The sequence below is a fragment of the Ktedonobacter sp. SOSP1-52 genome, from assembly GCF_016587395.1.
On record NZ_BNJH01000008.1, the window covers coordinates 185,241 to 204,496 of the forward strand.

Sequence of the window (19,256 nt, forward strand, 5' to 3'; positions counted from 1 at the left end):
TTCTTTCTGCTTGAAATCTATTGCAGTGCCTTTTATATTCGACTACCCTACGTGTCTATCAAAAACGTATTGCTTCTTACCAGGGCCAACGAATAGCCTTCCATAGTGATTGTATTCTTTTTGCTCCACCAGGTTGAGTGATTTTCTCCGCTTCTCTGTTTTGTGATACTTCTTTCTGTATTTTTTTCTGCTCTTTTTGCACCTCCTCTAATGTAAAATCTATTTCTTCTTCTGAAACATTGTGATGCTCCAATATGTATTGAACTTGTTGCATACATTGTAATGACTTGTGCGGATCTTTAAAAACTGTGTAGAAAAGGTTTCCCATGCAAAAAAGTACGGTGGCTTCAGTGGCGCGATCCTCGAGTTCACGCAAGAGAGGGAGGGCCTGCTCGTAGAGAGGAAAGGCGCGTTGCGGCTCATCAGTGTCATGGTACAACATACCGATGCTTGTAAGTGTTTTTGCTTCAGTGGCATGGTCCCCCAGTTCACGTAGGATAGGTATCGCCTGTTCGTAAGCAAGAATGGCATTCTGCACCTGGCTGGTAGTTCGGTGCAACAGGCCAATGAAAACAAGTGTTTCTGCTTCGGTTACGCGATCACCTATCTCACGAGAGAGCCCGAGGGCCTGCTCATAAAGGGGAAGAGCGCGTTGCAGCTGGTTTGTAGCTTGATACAACATGGCGATATACGTAAGAATAGTGGTTTCAGTGGCGCGATCACCTATCTCACGAGAGAGATCGAGGGCCTGCTCATAGAGGGGAAGGGCGCGTTGCGGCTGGTCCGCATCATGGTACAACATACCGATACGTGCAAGCGTTGTTGCCTCACCTTGGCGATCTCTGACTTCACGTCTGATGAGGAGAGCTTGCTCATAGAGATCGAGGGCACGTTGCGGTTGATCCATATCTTGATAGAGTCCACCCATATTGTTGAGTATAGATGCTTCAGTAGCGCGATAGCCAACTTCACGCATGATGGGAAGAGCTTGCTCATAGAGATCGAGCGCTTGTTGCGGTTGATCCGTTTCCTCATAGATCCGCCCCATATTGTTGAATAGAGTAGCTTCGCTATCACGAGCGCCGATCTCGCGTGTAATGGGGAGAGCCTGTTCATAGAAGGCGAGGGCTTGCTGCAGCTGATCAGAGCTTTGATACGATAGGCCCATACTGATGAGTATAGTAACTTCTCTTTTACGATCACCGATCTCGCGTGTAATGGGGAGAGCCTGTTCATAGAAGGCGAGAGCGCGTTGTGATAGACCCATATTCTGATATAATAAACCCATACAAGTGAGCGTGGTCGCTTCGAGAGAGCGATTGCCGATTTCGCGTGTGATAGGTAGCGCTTGTTCATAAAATGTGAGCGCTTGTTGTAGTTGACCAATGGCTTGATAAGCGCCAGCCATGTTACCTACCACGGTCGCTTCGAGAGAACGATTGCCGATTTCACGTGTGATAGGTAGCGCTTGCTTATAGAGGTCGAGAGCGCGTTGCGGCTTTCCCGTGTCCTTATAGAGGAGCGCGATGTTGTTGAGTGTGGAGGCTTCGCTATCACGATTGCCCATCTCACGTGCAATGGGGAGGGCTTGTTCATAGAGATCGAGCGCACGTTGCGGCTTTCCCGTATCTTTAAAGACAATCGCGTTGCTGTTGAGTAAGATAGCCTCACCGTCGCGATCACCAATCTCACGCGTGATAGGGAGCGCTTGCTCATAGAGGTCAAGGGCGCGTTGTGTTTGTCCAATGGTGTGATAAGCATTCGCCATATTCGTAAGAATAGTAGCTTCAGTTCGGCAATCGCCACTTTCACGCGCAAGGGGAAGAGCTTGCTCATAGAGAGCAAAGGCTCGTTGCGTTTGTCCAATGGCGTGATAGCTGAAAGCCATATTAGCGAGCGTAGAGGCTTCGCCAGTGCGGTTACCGATCTTGCGTTTGATGGTCAGGGCTTGTTGATAGAGAGCAAGGGCCTGTTGTGGCTGCCCAATGGTATTGTATACCCGACCTAGAATGCTGAGTACATCTAATTCTAGCAGCTGATCAGATCCTTGGACTTGCTCCAGTACTTCTTCAAGAATCCCCTGTGCTTTGAGCGCTTTCCCTAAGCGAGAAAGGATTGCAGCCCAGTACGCCTTATAGCTCATTTGTCTGGAAACATCGGCATACTGTATTCCCTGTTCCAAATCTTTTTCTGTCTGTTGTAGTATCGCGACGATGGATGCACTCTGGTCCATCTCCTCATATGCCGTATATGTGAAGAGTTCATATGCTTCCCCATAGCGATGCAATATTTCTTCTTGTAGAGAGGTACTTTGCATATAGGTCTGAATATACAGACGGGTTGTTGGGAGGAGATAGTACAGATCTTGCGTGTCATCACGTGCTGTAATGGTAATACATGCCAGTAATCCTCGTTGCCAGAGGATACTTAGTTGTGTATATATTGCTGAAGATGTGGAATCTGTTTCTTCGCTGTCCGGGTCAAAAATGGAGGCTGCGATATCTGGCAAGAACGGCGCTTGAAAAATCCAGAGATTACGAAGCAGGTGGCGCTGCTCATCATTTAAGTAGCGAATGCTGGTTTCCATGCTCGCGTAAAGTTGGCGATGTCGATGGTCCTCACCCACATATTTGTTCTCGGCATTAACCAATTGCATTTCATAGTCTTGAATAAAGACAGGCAAGGAAAGTGCGCTCGCATTGAATGCCCCTCCAAGGAGACGCAGGCTCAACGGATGTCCTTCTAGTTTCTGGCTGAGCTCCTGTGCTTCTTTCGTCGAAATAGCTTCTTGACGTCCAGGCGCGCATTGCTGGAAGAGTCGTGCTCCTTCCTCCATTGTTAAGCCTCCCAACTCATGGGTGATTTCATCCGGCCAACCGAACTGGACACGTGAGGTGATGAGCAGGCTGACTGATGCGCCGGGAAGTTGTTGGATAAATTCAGTAAGAGCAATCGCCTGGGAATCCCTGGCATTGACTGCGTCGACCAGTGTTTCAGCATTGTCAAGTACAAGGAGAACGCGCCTTGTAGCAAGTAGCCTGAGGACCTGATGCTCCCTATCTTCTGGATTGTCGGCCTTTTGTCCATGAATTCCTAAAAATTGAGCCAGATCGTTTACAATGCGGGTTCGATCAGGGAGTGGATCAAGCATGATGCCCCAGACACCTCCCGGCCATGCATACGCAAAGCGTTCAATGGCCTCACGAGCTAGTGCTGTCTTGCCTTGCCCACTACCACCATGGATGGTAAGTATTCGCGCTCGCTTGTTCCCTGTGAGCAGGTGGCCAAGGCTTTTCAGATCATCTACTCGACCCTGAAAAGTTCCGACTGCCCGAGCGATACTGCTCACTTCAATACGTGGTTGATGCTCATCAATGTGGGATGTGCCAGCGTGATTGATAAAGCCGTATGCTGGTGTGCTCAGGGACGTATACAGGACCGGAACACCAACTGCCCAGGCGAGTGGACGCTCTGCAAGTGAAAGTCGAGCCTGTAACAACGCTTCTTCAACAGATGTGCCTTGCGTCAATTCTGTATAGAACATGCGGGAAAAAGCCAGGGCATCCTCGTCATAGATGCTAAAGCGCATGCCTAGTGCATAGGGAATTTTGGCCTGCACGATAGAGGACGCAAGGTTACTAAACATGGTCGGACCTGGTGAAGCGCTCATACAGGCATTGAGCGTGATCAGAAAGGTGGTACCACGTATTCTGGCAATCAACTCTCTCGCTCCGACCAGATCCAGGTTTCCGTCCTCCTTCTCAAAACAGAGGACTGCCCCGCTCTCAATGTGTTCTCCATGACCCATAAAGTGAATGACGCTCTGTCGTTTGTTAGAGATTAGGCTACGCACTTGTTGGAGCGTCGGTGGGCGTACGCGTTCCAGTCTGATATCAAAAGGTAGTGGTTCAACAATTTCTTTCAGGCGCCACCACTCTGCATCGATATTAAGTGGTTTAACGAGGGGACTCAATGGATTTGATGGAACTGCCACAATATGCAATGGCTTATCAAGTATGGGAGGCGCAATACGTTGCTCTGGAGGAAGCCCACGTACAAAAGGGAACGCAAGCACAAGGAAGCCCTCGGGACTATAGAGATATTCCCAGGGGAGAATATCAAGCTCATCATTCGTGTTGACCAGGACGATGCGTTCAGGATGAGCATCTAGTGCATACCGTGCCGGAGAATCCGCGGGAAAGAGGGCTTGAAAAAGGTGTTGACCATACCGGATCGGATCGTCAGTGATGCGTTCAAACCAGTGACCAAGCAGTCGTAATGGTTGTAGATCAAAGGTGTGGGATGGGTTATTATCACAGGTCACATGGACCTGATAATCTTCTAGCTGGGTGAGAATGAGTTCCATCTCTTCTCTCTTTCACTTGGCGTTACTCTGCATATTAGCAAATAGGCAAGGAGAGGGCAAGAGATGCATACGCTCTCAGAGATTTGTCGGCCTGGGAACGTGCTCCGATTCTCTCTGCCACAACGCCAGCAACTGGAACGATACATCATATCACGATTCTCGAGACCGGGTGCAACATGTGTTTTTTGCGCGAGGCTGAGGCTTGGCAACAAGCCGCATAAGTAGCAGATTGTGCCCTAAACAGGCTCGACGCAAAAAAGTGTGGCGGACCCCCGAAGAATCTGGTCGTGACGATTGATGGTTTGCGCCGTGCTGGAGAAGAAAAGGGGTGCGACAAGTGTTTTTTTGCGCGAGGCAGAGACCAGGAAAAGCTTCGTACTACAATAGAGCTATCGGCGAGATGACGATCGGAAAGAAAAAGAGCAAAGCGGGATTGCAAAGGACGCAGCCATTTGCCGGGGGCGGGGTATCTCCGCAAAAACCTCTTTTTCTTCTTTTGCACATCGCTGCAGGTGACAGATGGGACGTTGCAACGGCCTTGAGGGCCATGGGATCACTCTTGCTTTCGGGTATACTCTATGTTATATTCAATCTGTTGAAACATCGTTTCTTCAAACAAAAAGGAGCAACAGAAAATGAAACACACCCCCTATTTTCATGTTGTGTGCCGCTTCTGCTAACAGCTCGGTACAGCTCTCTTAAGGCATTTTACCGCTTCTTGTTATCATAAGGAATGGATACCTATCCTCCCTTGTGCCACACCACGCTCAATGCAGAATCGCTTCAGCAGAGATACCCCTGAGTGATATATGTCGTTCGTGCACATGCATGAACGACGCTGGTACACACTTCTCGATACTCCCAACAATCAATCGCGACATAGCACAGCAGAGGCAAAGCTATGTGCTTCGGTGTGCTATGCCTTTATTCGCTAAAAAACATGAAGGAAGAAAATATGGATCAACGTAGCGTAACAGGCGAAATTAAAACAGAGGTTACAGCAAGTGATCGAGCGAACATAGCCAGGCTGATCGAGGATTATCGCCTGTATGAAGGGGTGGACTGTCTCGTTTCCTTGGAAGAGATGCTTGCACCATCAGGAAACAAATCGGCACAGTTACTCCATTATCAGGGTGACACCCTCACCGGCTTCACCTACCTCCAACACCTCCGACCTGACTCAGAGATCGAGATCTACGGGATGGTACATCCAGATCACAGGCGTAAAGGTGTAGGAACGACTCTATTTGAGGCAGCGAAAGCTGTCTGGCGACGGAGAGGTGCTAGCGGCCTACTGCTGGTTTGTGATGGTGCCTTACCCTCCGGCAAAGCATTTGCCTCCGCAAACAGGGGAGAATATCGTTTTTCGGAACATCGCATGGTGCTTGATCCAGCTCACATCAAGCGTCCCCAATTGTCACAAGGACAACAGGTACAGTTCCGACGCGCAGAAGCGACCGAAGTTCCAATCCTCACCCATCTCGTTTCACAGGCATTTGAGGCATCTGAAGAGGCGATGGAAAACTGGATCACGGAGGCTATTTCAGCAGACAACCAACGTTTTTACATCGGCCTGCTTGATGGGCTGCCAATTGGGTCACTCAGAACTGTCAGCATTGGTGAGCAGATCGATATCGTGACCTTTGGCGTACTCCCTCCCTATCGTGGGCGGGGTTACGGTCGGCAAATGCTCCTGGCAATCGTTGATCTGCTGCTTGAAGAACACTGGCCTAACATCGCTCTTGATGTAGAGACAAAGAATGCTAATGCCCTCGGACTCTACGAATCTTGCGGCTTCCGTACAATCAGAACATGTGATTACTACCAAGTAATCGAAGGGGGTCCTGCTCGCTCGTAGGCTGATAGAAGAGATAGCCTGTAAATCATCAGATTCTGCTCATACAATCTTGTGCTTTACAGGCGAGCTATTTTGTTCGTACTTTCATCACCGACCGGCGTTCGAGGAGGTGGTAGACCCAGCGCAAAAAACTTGCCGCACCCGATTGAGTGGGGTGCGGCAAGTTTTTTGCGTCGAACTCATCCAGAGCAATGGAGAGACGGTACGATAGGAGAGGGCTGGTAAATTGAGCAAACTTCGACCGATTTTCAGGTGAAACGGGGGACGTCAATCACGGGAATCGGTGGTGAAACCTCGCCACAGAGAGTGGGTCTCCCGCTAATTTGATGAAAAACATTGGTTGTTTGCTAAAACAACAAGAATATTAATAGGCTTTTTATGTCAAGGGAACGTACTTCTGTTACAGGGCAATCGCATCTAAATAAGCTCAACAACAATAAGGGAAAGGAAGAGGAGGTGATAAAAGCGGTGAAAGCATAGTTGTCGCAGCTCAGCGTGTTAGCGTGTTGGCATGCGCATTTTCCCCCATTGCTTTCAGCTTGCTTGCCGTCTCTGGCAATGACGGTGTATAGGTCAGAGATGGAACGAAACTTCCTGAAAAACCCTGAGCAATCTGTCTCCCTACGCTTGGAGAAGCCAGAGAAACCTCATACTTATGTGCTCGTCGAGAGACGCTTCTAGAGGCCTGGAAACCTGGGATCACAACGTGTATCCTCGGTTCACCCAATACTGCCAATCCTCAATGGCTTGCCGGGTCTCCTCCTCGACTTGAATACCTTCGAGCTGTATTAACGGCACAGCAAATTGACGACGGTTCCATTGGATCGACACTAGCATATCATGCTCACACACCTCGTCTGGAGCCATTGCTACCACTTTAACTACTTCTCCTGGCTCCAATGGCGAGGTTGTGTGGCGAACAGCGCAACGGGCAGAGAACGGAAACTGCAAGGTATCGGAATAAATAGGTATACCAGCTTGTCGCTTGCTCTTCGGGACCATAGGCATCTACAATAATCTCCATGTGGATACGTTCTTCACGTTCTTCATCTTTGTCGGGACGAGTCATCTCTTTCCTCCTGATATCCATAAAGATCAAGAATCTACAAAACGCTATCACCTGACTCTTCATCACTCAATAGTATTTGACACTCCCCTGGATAAATCGCGGGGGATTCTTCCTTCATCCAGGCGGCTTGCTGTCTTCCATTGCTGAGAGACAGTAGTGGTCCTCCTGTCCAGAAGCGTTTCATGCACTCAGAGATGCATCAGTTCCCATATGCCCTATGGTACTGAGAGCTTTTTGCAAAATGTTCAACGCCGCATTGTGATCCCTGTCTAACACCACGCCACAACTCGTACAGATATGTGTGCGCACACTCAGGCTTTTCTTGACAAGCGCGCCACAGGCTGAACAGTTCTGACTCGTGAACTGTGGCGAGACGGCAACCACAGGGATGTGATGCAATGCGGCGTAGTAGTTTACCCACAAGAGAAATCGTCCCCAGCCAGCATCGTGAATACTCTTGGAGAGGTAGCGGTTTTTGACCATATTGCGAATCTGCACGTCTTCAAAGGCAATCAGGTCGTGAGACGAGACGAGCGTGTTCGCTGCTTTGCGAGCGAAATCTTCACGCTGCCTTTGAACTTTCAAATGCGCTTTGGCAACCGCTTGACGAGCTTTCTTACGATTGGCTGACTTCTTCTGTTTCTTAGAGAGACGGCGTTGCAGCCGCTTGAGCCGCTTTTCAGTCTTGCGATAATGACGCGGGTTTTCAATGGCCTGTCCCTCAGAGTCGGTAGAGAACGCTTTCAACCCAACGTCGATGCCAATCAGTTTGCCTGTAGAAACATGCTCAATCTGCCGCTCTGTCTGTACTGCAAACTGGATATAGTAGCCATCGGCACGACGAATGATGCGTACTCGTTTGATCTGCTTGACAGGGAAGGTTTCAATGTCGCGTGTGCCAATCAGGCGAAGACGACCGATGCCGCACCCATCGGTGAAGGTGATATGCCGACCATCAGGGTCTAGCTTCCATCCGGTTGTTTTGTACTCTACCGAGCGGTTGTCTTTCTGGAACTTGGGAGAGCCTTTCTTCCCTGGCTTTTTCGCTTTGCAGTTGTCATAAAAGCGCTGAATGGCAAACCACGCTCGGTCGGCACTGGCTTGACGTGCCTGAGAGTTAAGGTGAGAGGCAAAGGGGAATGCTTTGGCAAGGACGGCACAATAGCACTGCAAGTCATTCTTGGTGGCGTGCTCATCCATCCACAAGCGCAAACACGTATTGCGAATGAACTGCACAAGACGAATCGCTTCGTCAATGGCGACATATTGTGCTTTGTTTCCATCAAGGTTGTACTCGTAGATGAGCATCCTTGCACCCTTGCCTTTCTTTGTTCTTTCTGATATTATACACCTTAATAACGTTGTATGTCAACAAAAGAGAGAAGTGTATGCCAAAAGAACGAACGAATATCTACATCACAGAACGACAAAAACGACAACTTGAAAAGAGAAGCCAGGAGGAAGATTTGCCAATGGCAGAGATCATACGCCGAGCCTTAGATGCCTATCTGGCATGGGATGACCCAACGTACCGGCCCGACCCAATCCACCCCAAAACAAGGAAGAGCGATTCATCCCCGGCATGAATGACCGGGGCTTTCTCGCTCGCTTTCTGTAATACTGACAGATCAGGTTGATATCCCGAACGTTCACCAATGCACGTGCTTTTTCCATGCTCTGCCTCCTTCGTTGCTCACATATAACATATCACGCATGCACTCCTTGGGCGCAATTATCTGGATCAGTTGAGCCTAACCTTCAATCAATGCGACAGACCTAGTAAACAGCTTTGACATCATGCCAGGATGTCCAATATTCTTGTTCCACGCTTATTGTTTTGTAGCGTACTTATTCTACGTTGACCGTAGAATAACTCTACGGTTATGGTGACCTCTTTCGCTGCTCGACGCCCATTCTCTTTCATGTTTACAATAGGTCATACAGGCCAAATTTCAAAATCAGCAAACAAGGGAAGTAGTTGAGCAGCGAGTAGATGAAGTTCTTCAGCACTAGCTGTGGCTTCGTAGAGAGGATAAGTCGAGATGAGCGAATACCAACGATACGAATTCATGACCAGCGATCGACCTCTGACACGGGCACAACTCGATGCGGTCAATGCCCTTTCCAGTCATATCGAGGCATCTTCCACCCATGCCCTCATCGAATATCAGTGGGGGAACTTCAAGCACGACCCCATCAAAGTGCTCTATACATTTTTTGATGGCTTTCTCTATTGGGCCAACTGGGGGGCGCCCGAACTGGCATTACGTTTCCCGCATGGAATCTTGCCAGCTGAACTCATCGATGGCTACGATCTCGATGAGTTCATCACGTTCACCCGGCGCCCTGATTATGATATCCTCGATATCCACTTTGGTGAGATGGAGGGGCCTGACGAGTGGATTGACTATGAACTAGGATCGCTCATCAGCACTCGCGATGAATTGATGAATGGCGACCTGCGAGCGATCTATATTGTCTGGTTGGCCGGTCAGCACATGATGGGAAACTATGACGAGGAAGAGGACGATGAAATCGGTGTGCCACCAGTTCCGCCCGCTTTTGGCAAGCTGACAGCGGCGCAGCAGGCGCTAGCGGAATTGTTACAGGTGCCACCAGAACTCCTCGCCGCAGCGGCTCAACATAGCAAAGCAACTTCACCATCGCCTGACGATGATGTTGCCGCCTGGGTCAAGTTGCTGCCCCCAGATCGCTGCATTGATTATCTGATTCGATTGGCACACAATGAGCCGGGTCTGAGCCGCCTGCTCGTCAAGGAGTTGCGCGAACTGAACCCTAGTAAAGCGAGCACAACCCTCCCAACGGGTGAGCATGTCCCTTACGCCACGCTCTTCGCCGAAAGCAGGGTCATAAAAGCCCGGCTGGAACGCGAGGAACGTGAGCGGCAGCAGGCGGCACACCAGCGTCATCTGCAAGATATTCACGATCACCAGGATACTTACTGGCGCCAGGTCAATCAGGCAGTGACACGTGGTTCGGGCGCGGGTTACGACGAGGCTGTTCGCTTATTGATTGAGTTGCGTGAAGCCGCCAGTCGCTTCCAGACCAACCAGGAGTTTCAAGAGCGTTTCTCTGCCTGGGTCCAGCCTCACCTGCGCCGCCCCGCCTTTGTCAAGCGTTTGCAAGACCGCACGTTTCCATTACCAGAAATGTAGCAAATGTTGTCTCGTTATAATATTCGAGGTATAACATGCTCGGGACCTTAGTACAGGAGTTGAGACAGGTCCCAGCGAGCGGTAAGAGGGAGGAAGCCGGGCAGGCATTTCAGACATAGATTGCCATGGGAGATTGCTTGCCGCAACCGTGGGGGAATCTGGGAATCTGCTTGATGATGCAGGAACGCTACGATGAAGCCGAAGTGGCATTGAAACGCGCGCTTGGGATCGACCCCACCTGCACACTTGTAAAAAGCAATCTTGCGGCACTCCCTGGTTTCCGGCGGACAGGCCCACAGGCTCTGGTCGCGTTGAACGAGCCGTTTAAGGACAGCAAGCTCAAGCAAACCATCACCTTTTTCAAGGCTATGCGGTGGAGCCGCGAAACACCAATTCATCACGGCTCGGATGGAAAACATAGGGGCGCACTACGCGCGTCTGTCTCAACTTGTCGGCGAAGAGAACGCGATACGGTTCGTTCTCGAAGCGGCGGAACGGCAAATACCGTAATAAGGCTCGGCAGATGAGGGCCTGCTAGAACAATATCATGCTTGACAACTCCTTTTTTCACCGCATGGCTGTTCTTTGTGATACCATTTTCTTTGTCAAGAACCCCGGCATAAATGCACGGGGCTTGTCCCTAAGCCGAAGCTTGAGACGAGAGGCTGCTTGACGACAGCCCACCAGCCAAAGATGTACCAAGGCTGGCAAGAGACGCAATGTACTTGTTGCGAATGTTACGCGAAGCGTTCAGGTCAGCATTGAGGCTGAAGCCGCACACACGGCAAAGGAAGAGGCTTTGAGAACGACGATTGTTACGCGCCTGATGTCCACAACACGAGCAGGTTTGGCTCGTGTGGCGTGGGTCTACCTTCACCACCTCAATGCCCTTCTCCTGAGCTTTATAGTTCAGGAAGGCATGGAACTGAGCGAAGCTCCACGAATGCAGGCGGCGCTGGCCTTCGCCTTTGCGCATGCGTGCACGAGAGCGAATATGGGTAAGGTTCTCAAGCACGATGGTACTGCCGGGAGTGGTGTTCTGAACAAGGCGTTTGGAGAGTACATGGTCATGGTCTTTTCTCTGCCGAAACCGTTTGCCCGAAAGCTTTTTCAGGTGCCTTTTAGCAGATTTGGTGTTCTTGGCTTGCAGTTTTCGTTTGAGGCGGAAGAGACGGCGTTCTTGCTCTTTCCATCGACGCTCTCCCAAGAATTGATGCTTGGAAGTCACAGCCGGATGGGTCAATCCGAGGTCAACGCCAATCACGTCATTGGAGGGAGAAACAACAGGATCAGGAAGGCTCACCGCCACGTGCAAAGTGTACTTACCTTTGCGATAACACAGGTCGGCACTACACACCTTGCCACCGACGTACTTCTCTGCATGCTTGGGAACAGTGAAGGTGAGTTGTACACGTCCTTGCACAGTGGCAAGGCTGGTCGTCAGATTATCCCACCTGATCCAGTAGGAGCGCTGATCGTAGCGGATAGGACAGACACGAGAACGCGGTGTACTCGCCTTGCGACCCTTCTTCACGCGGTCAAGCGCGCTTTTCACTGCTTCTGTGGCTTTGACACGAGCAGCGCACACCAGTTGTGCAGGCAGGTTGGGATATTGCGTACGCAAAGCAAAGTACGTACGCTTATGCAGTTCTACACCATTGCTGCACTTGGAAGTAAAACCTTCCTCAGTCACAGCATTGAAGCAAGCCGTATGCTCCTGCAATGTTTGCTGCAAGAGAACAAATTGTTCGTGTGTCGGGGTGAGTTGCAATACAACCGTTCTGTCCATACAGAAAGTATCTCATATATAACATGTTTTGTCAAGTAGGGAAGGATGTACCGCCACCCTCTCCACTCAGAAAATGAACGCTTCTTTCCTCCTCTGGTTAAAACACAGGGGTTTCCAGAAACGGAGGTTCGGCTCTGGGACATATTCGGTGTGCCTACTGACTTGGCTTTGTGGTATAATAGCGTCAGTTCCAATCATTTAAGTCATCTGGAGGCGCTTCCATCGATCTTTCCCCTGTTTTTGCATTTCCTTCAACGGTACGTCTTGAGACCATTGAGGTCCAGAATCAGATAATCATCGTCCATCTTCATGCAACCTCGTCAAGAGCTCTTTGCCCACGATGTGGGACGCCTGGCTCTCGAGTCCATAGCCACTATCAGCGCACCATTGCCGATGTTGCGTTTGGCGGCTGGTGCCTTGTGCTCAAGTTACGAGTGCGCAAGTGGATCTGTCACGAGGCATCCTGTCCCCAACACATCTTTGCCGAGCGCTTCCCAGAGTTGGTCCAGCGCTATGCACGAATGACGGATCGGCTCGTCAAGGCGCTTCAGGCACTAGGAGTGACCACCAATGGGGCCGATGCAGCGCGGATCGCCTCGTCCCTTGGCATGCCCACCACTGCCAAAACCATCATCCGTCGCGTCTTGCAGCTTCCCTTGCCCAGTGAAGGCGAGGTAGTGAAGGTGGGAATAGACGAGTGGGCATGGAAAAAAGGCCAGCGCTATGGGACCATTCTCGTGGACCTAGAAAAGCGGCGGATCGTGCAGTTGTTAGCAGAGCGTTCCGCCGAAACGAGTAAAGCATGGTTGTGCACGCATCCCGAAATTGATTTGGTCTCACGTGATCGTGGCAAAATCTTCCGAGAAGCTGCCACTGAGGGCGCGCCTCAGGCCAAACAGGTGGTCGATCGCTTTCACTTGCAAAAGAATTTTGCCGAAGCCCTGGAGAAGTTCTTTCGCACGCAAGAACGTGCACTCAAAAAGGCAACACAAGGGAGCACAGGCAAAACGCGTCTAGCTACGAGGACGGCAGTCCCTGAAAAAGTCGCACAAGAGCGGCAGGAGCGTCATCGCCAACAAGTCAAACTTCATAAGTGGATCTGGAAACTGTATCGGCAAGGCTACCACAAAGGGCAGATTGCCCAGCTCGTTGGCGTCAGTTCAAGCAAAGTCTACCGTACCCTCGAACAGGAGACACCTCCGCCTCCGCGACGACGATCTCGCTCTTCTTCCATCGTTGATCCCTACCTTTCCTACCTCACTTTGCGATGGAACCAGGGGTGCCACAACGTGGCCAAGCTGTACGAGGAAATTGTCACTCAAGGATATACTGGGACGCAGCGCACGCTTCAGATGCGGCTTCGTCCTTTTCGTCAGAACGTCGCACGCCCCGTCTCTAAGCAGACAAGCATCTGGGACAAGCCTCCTTCGTCCAGAGGTGTTGCGCTCATGATGGTGAGGCCAGCACAAAACCGCACGAGAGAGCAAGCGGCCTATCTGGATCAGCTCATCCAGAGCAACGAGACCATCGCTCTCGTGTTCAAGCTTGCGCAGGACTTTGGCTACCTCCTACGAAAACACGAGGGACGAACACATCTGGAACAATGGAAAGCCGCTGTCCAAGCCAGTGGGATCGCGGAACTGATCGCTTTTGTTGATGGACTAGCCGATGATGCGGAGGCGGTTACCAACGGATGCAGCCTGACATGGAGCAACGGAGTGGTCGAAGGCTTTGTCAATAAAGTAAAATGGATCAAGCGTAGTTCCTATGGACAAGCCGGATTTGCGCTCCTGCAACGCCGTGTTCTGCTCCACCCAGCAGCAGGGGAATCATTGCGTAAAGAGCAGCGTAGACGCTCCTCGCAGGTGGCGGTTCCTGCCACTCTTGAGACACATGGCACTGGGTCCACACCGGCAGCCATCGCAGCTGCATAGTCGGTGCTTGACGGGTGGGCGATTCGCTGGTCATCCCTCGTGGTGATACGCTACAATGAAGACGTGAAGGAGGAAGATATGGCCAAACGGAGTACATCACAACAAGTTCCCAAAGAGATGCAGAAGCGCTTCGAGGAGATCACCCTGCTCACGGATACCTTCAGCCAGACCTACTTAAATGACGAGTATCTCCAACTCTGTCGTGAACTGACAGCGACCCTGTGCCGGAAACGCCCTTCACCATTGGCACGAGGCAAGGCTCCTACGTGGGCTTGTGGGATCATTCATGCGCTGGGCATGGTCAACTTTCTCTTTGATTCCTCCCAGACTCCCCACATTACAGCAAGCCAGATCTGGGAGTATTTCGATCTCAGTTCGAGCACGATGCAGGCGAAATCCAAACAAATCCGTGACCTGCTGGGCATGTATCCCATGAACCCAGATTGGTCGATCCCCTCCATGGTTGACAAGAACCCTTTGATCTGGATGCTTGAGGTGAATGGACTCATCATCGATGTGCGCCAGGCCCCCAGGGAAATCCAGGAGGCAGCATTCCGTAAAGGGTTGATCCCCTACATCCCCGATGCCTGATCAGTAGCTTCCCAAAGTCAGGTAGGCACACCGAATATGTCCCAGAGCCGGAGGTTCTATGAAAAAGAAACATATTATTGCCGGGAGCGCAGGTTTTCTGAGACCTACACCTGCACGTCCAGAATTGGGGCCGGTCATGCGGTACATGCTTGACCTCACCGGTCAAAAGCGACCGAAGCTTTGCCTGCTCGCAACTGCGGGTGGTGACGATCCGGCTTGGACAAGGAATTTTTACGATGCCTGTAGCGGCCAGAACGTTGAACCAGGTCACTTGCAGCTGTTCCCGATGCCCAACCATACAGACATAGAGGACTATGTCTTGGGACAACACGCCATTTGGGTAGGTGGGGGTTCTGTCGTGAACCTTCTGGCTGTTTGGGAAGCGCATGGCCTGCATCACATACTTCGACGTGCCTGGGAAGCAGGAGTGGTTCTCGGAGGAATTAGCGCCGGTGCCATCTGTTGGAGCGCAGGCGGAACAACCGACTCATATGGTCCAGAGCTACGACCGGTCATAAATAAGCATAACTTGCTCCCATACTCTATGGGTGTCCACTACGACGGTGAGGAGCAACGCAGACCTTTATTCCAGGAATTAATCGGAAAAGGTGCACTGCCTGAAGGCTATGCTACTGACGACGGGGTGGCCCTACATTTCGTGAATGAGAAGCTCTACAAGACCATATCACAAGAAGCGGGTAAAGGAGCTTACCACGTCTACCTTTCTGAGTCTGGGCAAGTCATTGAAGACAGAATAGAACCTCAGCTTCTAACCGCTGCGTAGGTCATAGATATAGTTTCTACTTACGAGAAATACATAGATAATCTTCGCGCTTTTTACCAGTATCCATTGCGATAAAAATGGATGCTCATTGAATGTAAATGTGCGAATGAAATGCAGCGGGATCTTGCTCATTATGTGCGGAAGCAAACAGTATGAAAAACGCTCTGAGCATGATGAAAAAGATCAACGAGGCGTGCACTGAGCAATATTCTCCCTTGTGGTGATGGGACGAGAAGGGATATACTCTGATGAGAGACCCCATCACCACACTTTCAATGATGGAAAGGATTCTCATCGTGGCATTGACATCATCTGTTCGTGAGGGCTTCATTCCTTTTCGGGGATATTGTACATGGTATCGCCTCATTGGAGACTTCATTCCTACCGCAGAGGGCACTTTTTCTCTGCTCACCTTACATGGTGGCTCGGGAATACCGCATGATAGTCTTGAACCTCTTGAAGAGCTTGCGGAGACTGGCCGCCCGGTCATTTTCTACGACCAGCTTGGCTGTGGTAACTCTGATTGCCCCGACGATCCTTCACTCTGGAAGGTGAACCTCTTTCTCGAAAAGATTACGGCTGTACGTCATCATCTGACGCTTGACCAGATCCATCTCTTTGGACACTCCTGGGGAGGAGCATTGCCTCTCGAATATGCCCTCGCACAGCTCAATGGTCTTATCAGTCTGACCATTGCCAGCTCTTTTGCCAATGCTCCACGTATGTTAGCAGATCGCCAAAGGGTCTATGAACAACTCCCTTCCGAGGTGCGAGAGATCTTACTCACACAACCACCAAGCGATGACCTTGCCTATATCTGAGTCGAAAACGAACTTTTTCATACGGCTCGCTTCCTCATATAGTGAGCAAGATTCAACTTTATTTCATTTGCACATTTACATTCAATGGAGGTCCATTTTTATCGCAATGGATACTTTCACTATGTGTAACCCATCCTGGGTCTAACGCACTTTTGATGATTGGGGGATGGATACTTCTGAGGTGGATTTTTGGAGTTTTTCAAAATTTCTCTCTCCACCTCTCAAGCTACCTGATATGAACTGAAAAGTCAACAGCAGGCAGTAATCATCAAAATGGCGGAAGACCCCCTATCATGTGAGTCGGTGTCGTACGTGTCCCCGGTACCTGGCATGGTGATTCGTCCAAACCGGGGCAAGCCCTCGCCATGTGGGAGCAAACTCTCGGTTGGTTTGAGCGTTATATCGAGATTCGCCCCGAAGAGTACGACAATCGCTCATAGTTCTCCGTACAGAAAGGACTTTTGCATATGGCCGATGTGATAGTGTCAACACGCAAACTAACGCACGATGACCTGTGGACCCTGCCGGAGATGAGACACGTGGCGCTCTCGCCTGATGGTCGGAGCGTGGTCTTTAGCCTCGCGCTCAAGGACAAAGCCAGCAACGAAGTGCTGAGTGATATCTATTTGCTGCGTCTGGACGAGCATGGACAGGCTCTCAACGAACCTGTACGCCTGACACGCGGCGGGAAACAGAACAACTTTCCCGTATGGTCACCTGATAGCCAGCGCCTCCTCTTCACCTCCAATCGAGAGGGAGACAAGGCGCAACTCTGGCTTCTGGAGATGGGCGGAGGCGAAGCACGTAAGCTCACCAACTTCGCTCGCGGCATCAATGAAGTGGCGTGGTCACCCGATGGCAAATGGATCGCCCTGACATCCGCCGCCCTCAATTCCGATGAAGACGATGTGCTCACGGGACGCAAGATACTGGACGAGGCGGCAAAGAAGCGCCAGGACGAAGAGGAACGCTATCGCCAGCGTACCATCAAAAGCGTCTGGTATCGTCTGGATGGCCGTGGCATGCTTGAGAAGCGTATGCACGTCTTTGTCATGCCCGCGCCTCAACCCGGCGACGCGAGCGAACAGCCCATGGACCCGCAACATATCAGGCGCTTGACCACAGGCGATTATGACCATTATGGCATTCGCTGGACTCCAGATAGCCGTGAGATCAGCCTGGTCACCAATCACAATGAGGACTACGACCGCACCTGGGTTACCGATCTGTGGAACATAGATATCGAAACGGGCGAGATGCGTTGCCTCACCGATAGTTCGCTCCAGGTGCATAGCTGATCCTGGTCCCCTGACGGCAGCCAGGCTGCGGTACTAGCCGCGCAGGATATGAATAAAGAGGGAATAAGCGTTATTCGGTTGCGCCTGATCGCACGTGAAGACAGCGAGATGCGCACGCTGCTCTCCGACCTGGATTATGATGTTGCACCAACCGTTGGCATGCGCCTGGGGTCTCCAACGCCCTACCAGCCACGCTGGAGCGAGGATGGCAAACGCGTGTACTTCGCCATCGCCGAGCATGGGCGCGTCAATCTGCATGCTGTTGATGTTGAGCGCAACACACAGATACCGCTGACCACAGGGGAACACGTCACCCATTACTTCGACCTCTTGCCGGGCGGTCACGGCATCATCTACGCGCAGAGCCAACCGACACACCCGTGGGAGCTTTACCGTCTGGAACTACGCGATGGGCAGCCCAGTGAGGAGCACAGGTTAACGCATCTCTACGATACGCTATTAGCCCCCGTCACGCTCAGCGAACCGGAACGCATCACCTATGAAAGCTCGGGAGGCGAGCAGGTCGAAGGCTGGTTGCTTCGACCGATTGGGTATAAAGAAGGGACGCGTTATCCCCTCTTCTTGCATATCCACGGCGGGCCACAGTCAGCCTTTGGCGCTGGCATGGACCCCTTCTTGCAGTATTGCGCGGCGCAGGGCTTCGCCGTCTTCTACTGCAATCCCCATGGCAGCACAACCTACGGCGAGGATTTTGTGCGCCAGGTAGAGGGCGATTGGGGTGGCTGGGATTATCAGGACATCATGCGTGGTGTAGACGAGTGCATCACACGTGGTATAGCCGATCCCGAACGCCTAGTTGTCTCAGGCTACAGCTATGGCGGCTACATGACCATGCGCATTATTGGGCAGACAGACCGATTCAAGGCGGCGGTCCCAATGGCGGGCGTCTCCAACCTGGCAAGCTTCGTGGGAACCTCCGATATCGGCTTCTGGATGGCTTTCCAATCAAAAGGGTATCCATGGGACGCGGAACGCACTGCATATTATCACGACCGCTCACCTCTTACACACGCCGGAAAGGTCACAACGCCTACACGCATCTATCATCCAGAGAACGACCTGCGCTGTCCTATCAGCCAGTCGGAAGAGTTCTATATCGCGCTCAAGCTCATGGGCAAGGTTCCCGTCGAGTTCGTGCGTGTTCCCGGTCACTGGCATATAGGCGCGGAGAAACCCGCTCTGATGCTGGAACGCTGGGAAATTATGCTCGACTGGTTCCGCCAGTACGTCGACATCCGTCCGGAAGAGTACGTATAAGCACAATGCTCGTCACCTGGTCTACTGAGAGCAGGTGACGAGACCATGCAAAGCGTCACACGATATCATAATCCCATAATTTACAGCTCACGTTTGAGGCGATGCAAGAATGTCAGGGCTGGTTCCTTGAAGAGATGTCAGAGAGCCTGAGAGCCACGAATCTCTCCATGGGCGTGATAGGAGTGAGCAGACCACCCCTCGCTGTACTGGCTACCTGGTACATCCGTTCACAAAATTACCAGTATCACCTTTCTTGAGCCATCTGCTGACTACTGGCAAACCTTCAGAGCTT

The 19,256-nt window shown here is 51.3% G+C and carries 16 protein-coding genes; 11 read left to right on the forward strand and 5 right to left on the reverse strand.

Going from position 1 to position 19,256, the window contains the following annotated elements:
- Nucleotides 1-76: 76 nt before the first annotated feature.
- Nucleotides 77-4,366, reverse strand: a complete 4,290-nt coding sequence (locus JMJ16_RS52625; protein ID WP_201394687.1) for a tetratricopeptide repeat protein — start codon at nt 4,364-4,366, stop codon at nt 77-79.
- Between the two features lie 400 nt (nt 4,367-4,766).
- Here JMJ16_RS52625 and JMJ16_RS52630 point away from each other — a divergent pair, with 400 nt between their 5' ends.
- Both JMJ16_RS52630 and JMJ16_RS52635 read left to right on the forward strand, forming a co-directional pair.
- Nucleotides 4,767-5,096 carry a hypothetical protein gene (locus JMJ16_RS52630; protein WP_201394688.1) on the forward strand — a complete coding sequence of 110 codons (330 nt, stop codon included), beginning with the start codon at nt 4,767-4,769 and terminating at the stop codon, nt 5,094-5,096.
- Nucleotides 5,097-5,321: 225 nt separating this feature from the next.
- A complete protein-coding gene (locus JMJ16_RS52635) occupies nt 5,322-6,224 on the forward strand; it encodes a GNAT family N-acetyltransferase (protein WP_201394689.1) in 903 nt (300 codons plus the stop codon).
- A 699-nt stretch (nt 6,225-6,923) separates the two neighbouring features.
- Here JMJ16_RS52635 and JMJ16_RS52640 read toward each other — a convergent pair.
- From JMJ16_RS52640 to JMJ16_RS52645, 3 genes are all read right to left on the reverse strand, one after another.
- Nucleotides 6,924-7,175, reverse strand: coding sequence for a calcium-binding protein (locus JMJ16_RS52640; protein WP_236602232.1), 252 nt, complete (start codon nt 7,173-7,175; stop codon nt 6,924-6,926).
- Nucleotides 7,102-7,293 carry a calcium-binding protein gene (locus tag JMJ16_RS55745; protein WP_236602241.1) on the reverse strand — a complete coding sequence of 64 codons (192 nt, stop codon included), beginning with the start codon at nt 7,291-7,293 and terminating at the stop codon, nt 7,102-7,104. Before JMJ16_RS55745 ends, JMJ16_RS52640 begins: the two co-directional genes overlap by 74 nt.
- A 180-nt stretch (nt 7,294-7,473) precedes the next feature.
- Nucleotides 7,474-8,601 carry an RNA-guided endonuclease TnpB family protein gene (locus JMJ16_RS52645; protein WP_201378311.1) on the reverse strand — a complete coding sequence of 376 codons (1,128 nt, stop codon included), beginning with the start codon at nt 8,599-8,601 and terminating at the stop codon, nt 7,474-7,476.
- 80 nt (nt 8,602-8,681) lie between these two features.
- On the opposite strand from JMJ16_RS52645, the gene JMJ16_RS52650 reads away from it, so the two are divergent.
- The 3 genes from JMJ16_RS52650 (at nt 8,682) to JMJ16_RS57810 (ending at nt 10,996) form a co-directional block, all read left to right on the forward strand.
- On the forward strand, nt 8,682-8,879 hold the full coding sequence (locus JMJ16_RS52650) for a ribbon-helix-helix domain-containing protein (RefSeq protein WP_201378309.1): 198 nt from the start codon (nt 8,682-8,684) through the stop codon (nt 8,877-8,879).
- Between the two features lie 456 nt (nt 8,880-9,335).
- Nucleotides 9,336-10,469 carry a hypothetical protein gene (locus JMJ16_RS52655; RefSeq protein WP_201394690.1) on the forward strand — a complete coding sequence of 378 codons (1,134 nt, stop codon included), beginning with the start codon at nt 9,336-9,338 and terminating at the stop codon, nt 10,467-10,469.
- Between the two features lie 176 nt (nt 10,470-10,645).
- The gene (locus JMJ16_RS57810; RefSeq protein ID WP_374229201.1) at nt 10,646-10,996 is read left to right on the forward strand and encodes a tetratricopeptide repeat protein; all 351 of its coding nucleotides are present in this window, start codon (nt 10,646-10,648) and stop codon (nt 10,994-10,996) included.
- 113 nt (nt 10,997-11,109) lie between these two features.
- Here the strand turns inward: JMJ16_RS57810 and JMJ16_RS52665 are convergent, their stop codons facing one another.
- A complete protein-coding gene (locus JMJ16_RS52665; RefSeq protein ID WP_201394692.1) occupies nt 11,110-12,258 on the reverse strand; it encodes an RNA-guided endonuclease TnpB family protein in 1,149 nt (382 codons plus the stop codon).
- 296 nt (nt 12,259-12,554) lie between these two features.
- On the opposite strand from JMJ16_RS52665, the gene JMJ16_RS52670 reads away from it, so the two are divergent.
- The 6 genes from JMJ16_RS52670 to JMJ16_RS55760 all read left to right on the forward strand — a co-directional run bounded on the left by JMJ16_RS52670 (nt 12,555) and on the right by JMJ16_RS55760 (nt 18,964).
- Nucleotides 12,555-14,192 carry an ISL3 family transposase gene (locus tag JMJ16_RS52670; RefSeq protein WP_236602234.1) on the forward strand — a complete coding sequence of 546 codons (1,638 nt, stop codon included), beginning with the start codon at nt 12,555-12,557 and terminating at the stop codon, nt 14,190-14,192.
- Nucleotides 14,193-14,270: 78 nt separating this feature from the next.
- The gene (locus tag JMJ16_RS52675) at nt 14,271-14,783 is read left to right on the forward strand and encodes a DUF6398 domain-containing protein (RefSeq protein ID WP_201394693.1); all 513 of its coding nucleotides are present in this window, start codon (nt 14,271-14,273) and stop codon (nt 14,781-14,783) included.
- A 58-nt stretch (nt 14,784-14,841) separates the two neighbouring features.
- Nucleotides 14,842-15,567 carry a peptidase E gene (locus tag JMJ16_RS52680; RefSeq protein WP_201394694.1) on the forward strand — a complete coding sequence of 242 codons (726 nt, stop codon included), beginning with the start codon at nt 14,842-14,844 and terminating at the stop codon, nt 15,565-15,567.
- A 296-nt stretch (nt 15,568-15,863) separates the two neighbouring features.
- Complete coding sequence (locus JMJ16_RS52685; RefSeq protein ID WP_201394695.1) at nt 15,864-16,388, forward strand: alpha/beta fold hydrolase; 525 nt, start codon at nt 15,864-15,866, stop codon at nt 16,386-16,388.
- 467 nt (nt 16,389-16,855) lie between these two features.
- Nucleotides 16,856-17,686 carry a hypothetical protein gene (locus tag JMJ16_RS55755; RefSeq protein ID WP_236602216.1) on the forward strand — a complete coding sequence of 277 codons (831 nt, stop codon included), beginning with the start codon at nt 16,856-16,858 and terminating at the stop codon, nt 17,684-17,686.
- Nucleotides 17,687-17,734: 48 nt separating this feature from the next.
- Nucleotides 17,735-18,964 carry a S9 family peptidase gene (locus JMJ16_RS55760; RefSeq protein ID WP_236602218.1) on the forward strand — a complete coding sequence of 410 codons (1,230 nt, stop codon included), beginning with the start codon at nt 17,735-17,737 and terminating at the stop codon, nt 18,962-18,964.
- Nucleotides 18,965-19,256: the final 292 nt, after the last annotated feature.

Bases quoted from the DNA above. Each gene is read 5' to 3' on its own strand.
- JMJ16_RS52625 (WP_201394687.1), bottom strand. From the start codon at position 4,366: ATGGAACTCATTCTCACCCAGCTAGAAGATTATCAGGTCCATGTGACC.
- JMJ16_RS52635 (WP_201394689.1), top strand. From the start codon at position 5,322: ATGGATCAACGTAGCGTAACAGGCGAAATTAAAACAGAGGTTACAGCA.
- JMJ16_RS52675 (WP_201394693.1), top strand. From the start codon at position 14,271: ATGGCCAAACGGAGTACATCACAACAAGTTCCCAAAGAGATGCAGAAG.
- JMJ16_RS55760 (WP_236602218.1), top strand. From the start codon at position 17,735: ATGAATAAAGAGGGAATAAGCGTTATTCGGTTGCGCCTGATCGCACGT.
- JMJ16_RS55755 (WP_236602216.1), top strand. From the start codon at position 16,856: ATGGCCGATGTGATAGTGTCAACACGCAAACTAACGCACGATGACCTG.
- JMJ16_RS52645 (WP_201378311.1), bottom strand. From the start codon at position 8,601: ATGCTCATCTACGAGTACAACCTTGATGGAAACAAAGCACAATATGTC.
- JMJ16_RS55745 (WP_236602241.1), bottom strand. From the start codon at position 7,293: ATGACTCGTCCCGACAAAGATGAAGAACGTGAAGAACGTATCCACATG.
- JMJ16_RS52680 (WP_201394694.1), top strand. From the start codon at position 14,842: ATGAAAAAGAAACATATTATTGCCGGGAGCGCAGGTTTTCTGAGACCT.
- JMJ16_RS52650 (WP_201378309.1), top strand. From the start codon at position 8,682: ATGCCAAAAGAACGAACGAATATCTACATCACAGAACGACAAAAACGA.
- JMJ16_RS52655 (WP_201394690.1), top strand. From the start codon at position 9,336: ATGAGCGAATACCAACGATACGAATTCATGACCAGCGATCGACCTCTG.
- JMJ16_RS52665 (WP_201394692.1), bottom strand. From the start codon at position 12,258: ATGGACAGAACGGTTGTATTGCAACTCACCCCGACACACGAACAATTT.
- JMJ16_RS57810 (WP_374229201.1), top strand. From the start codon at position 10,646: ATGCAGGAACGCTACGATGAAGCCGAAGTGGCATTGAAACGCGCGCTT.
- JMJ16_RS52630 (WP_201394688.1), top strand. From the start codon at position 4,767: ATGACGATCGGAAAGAAAAAGAGCAAAGCGGGATTGCAAAGGACGCAG.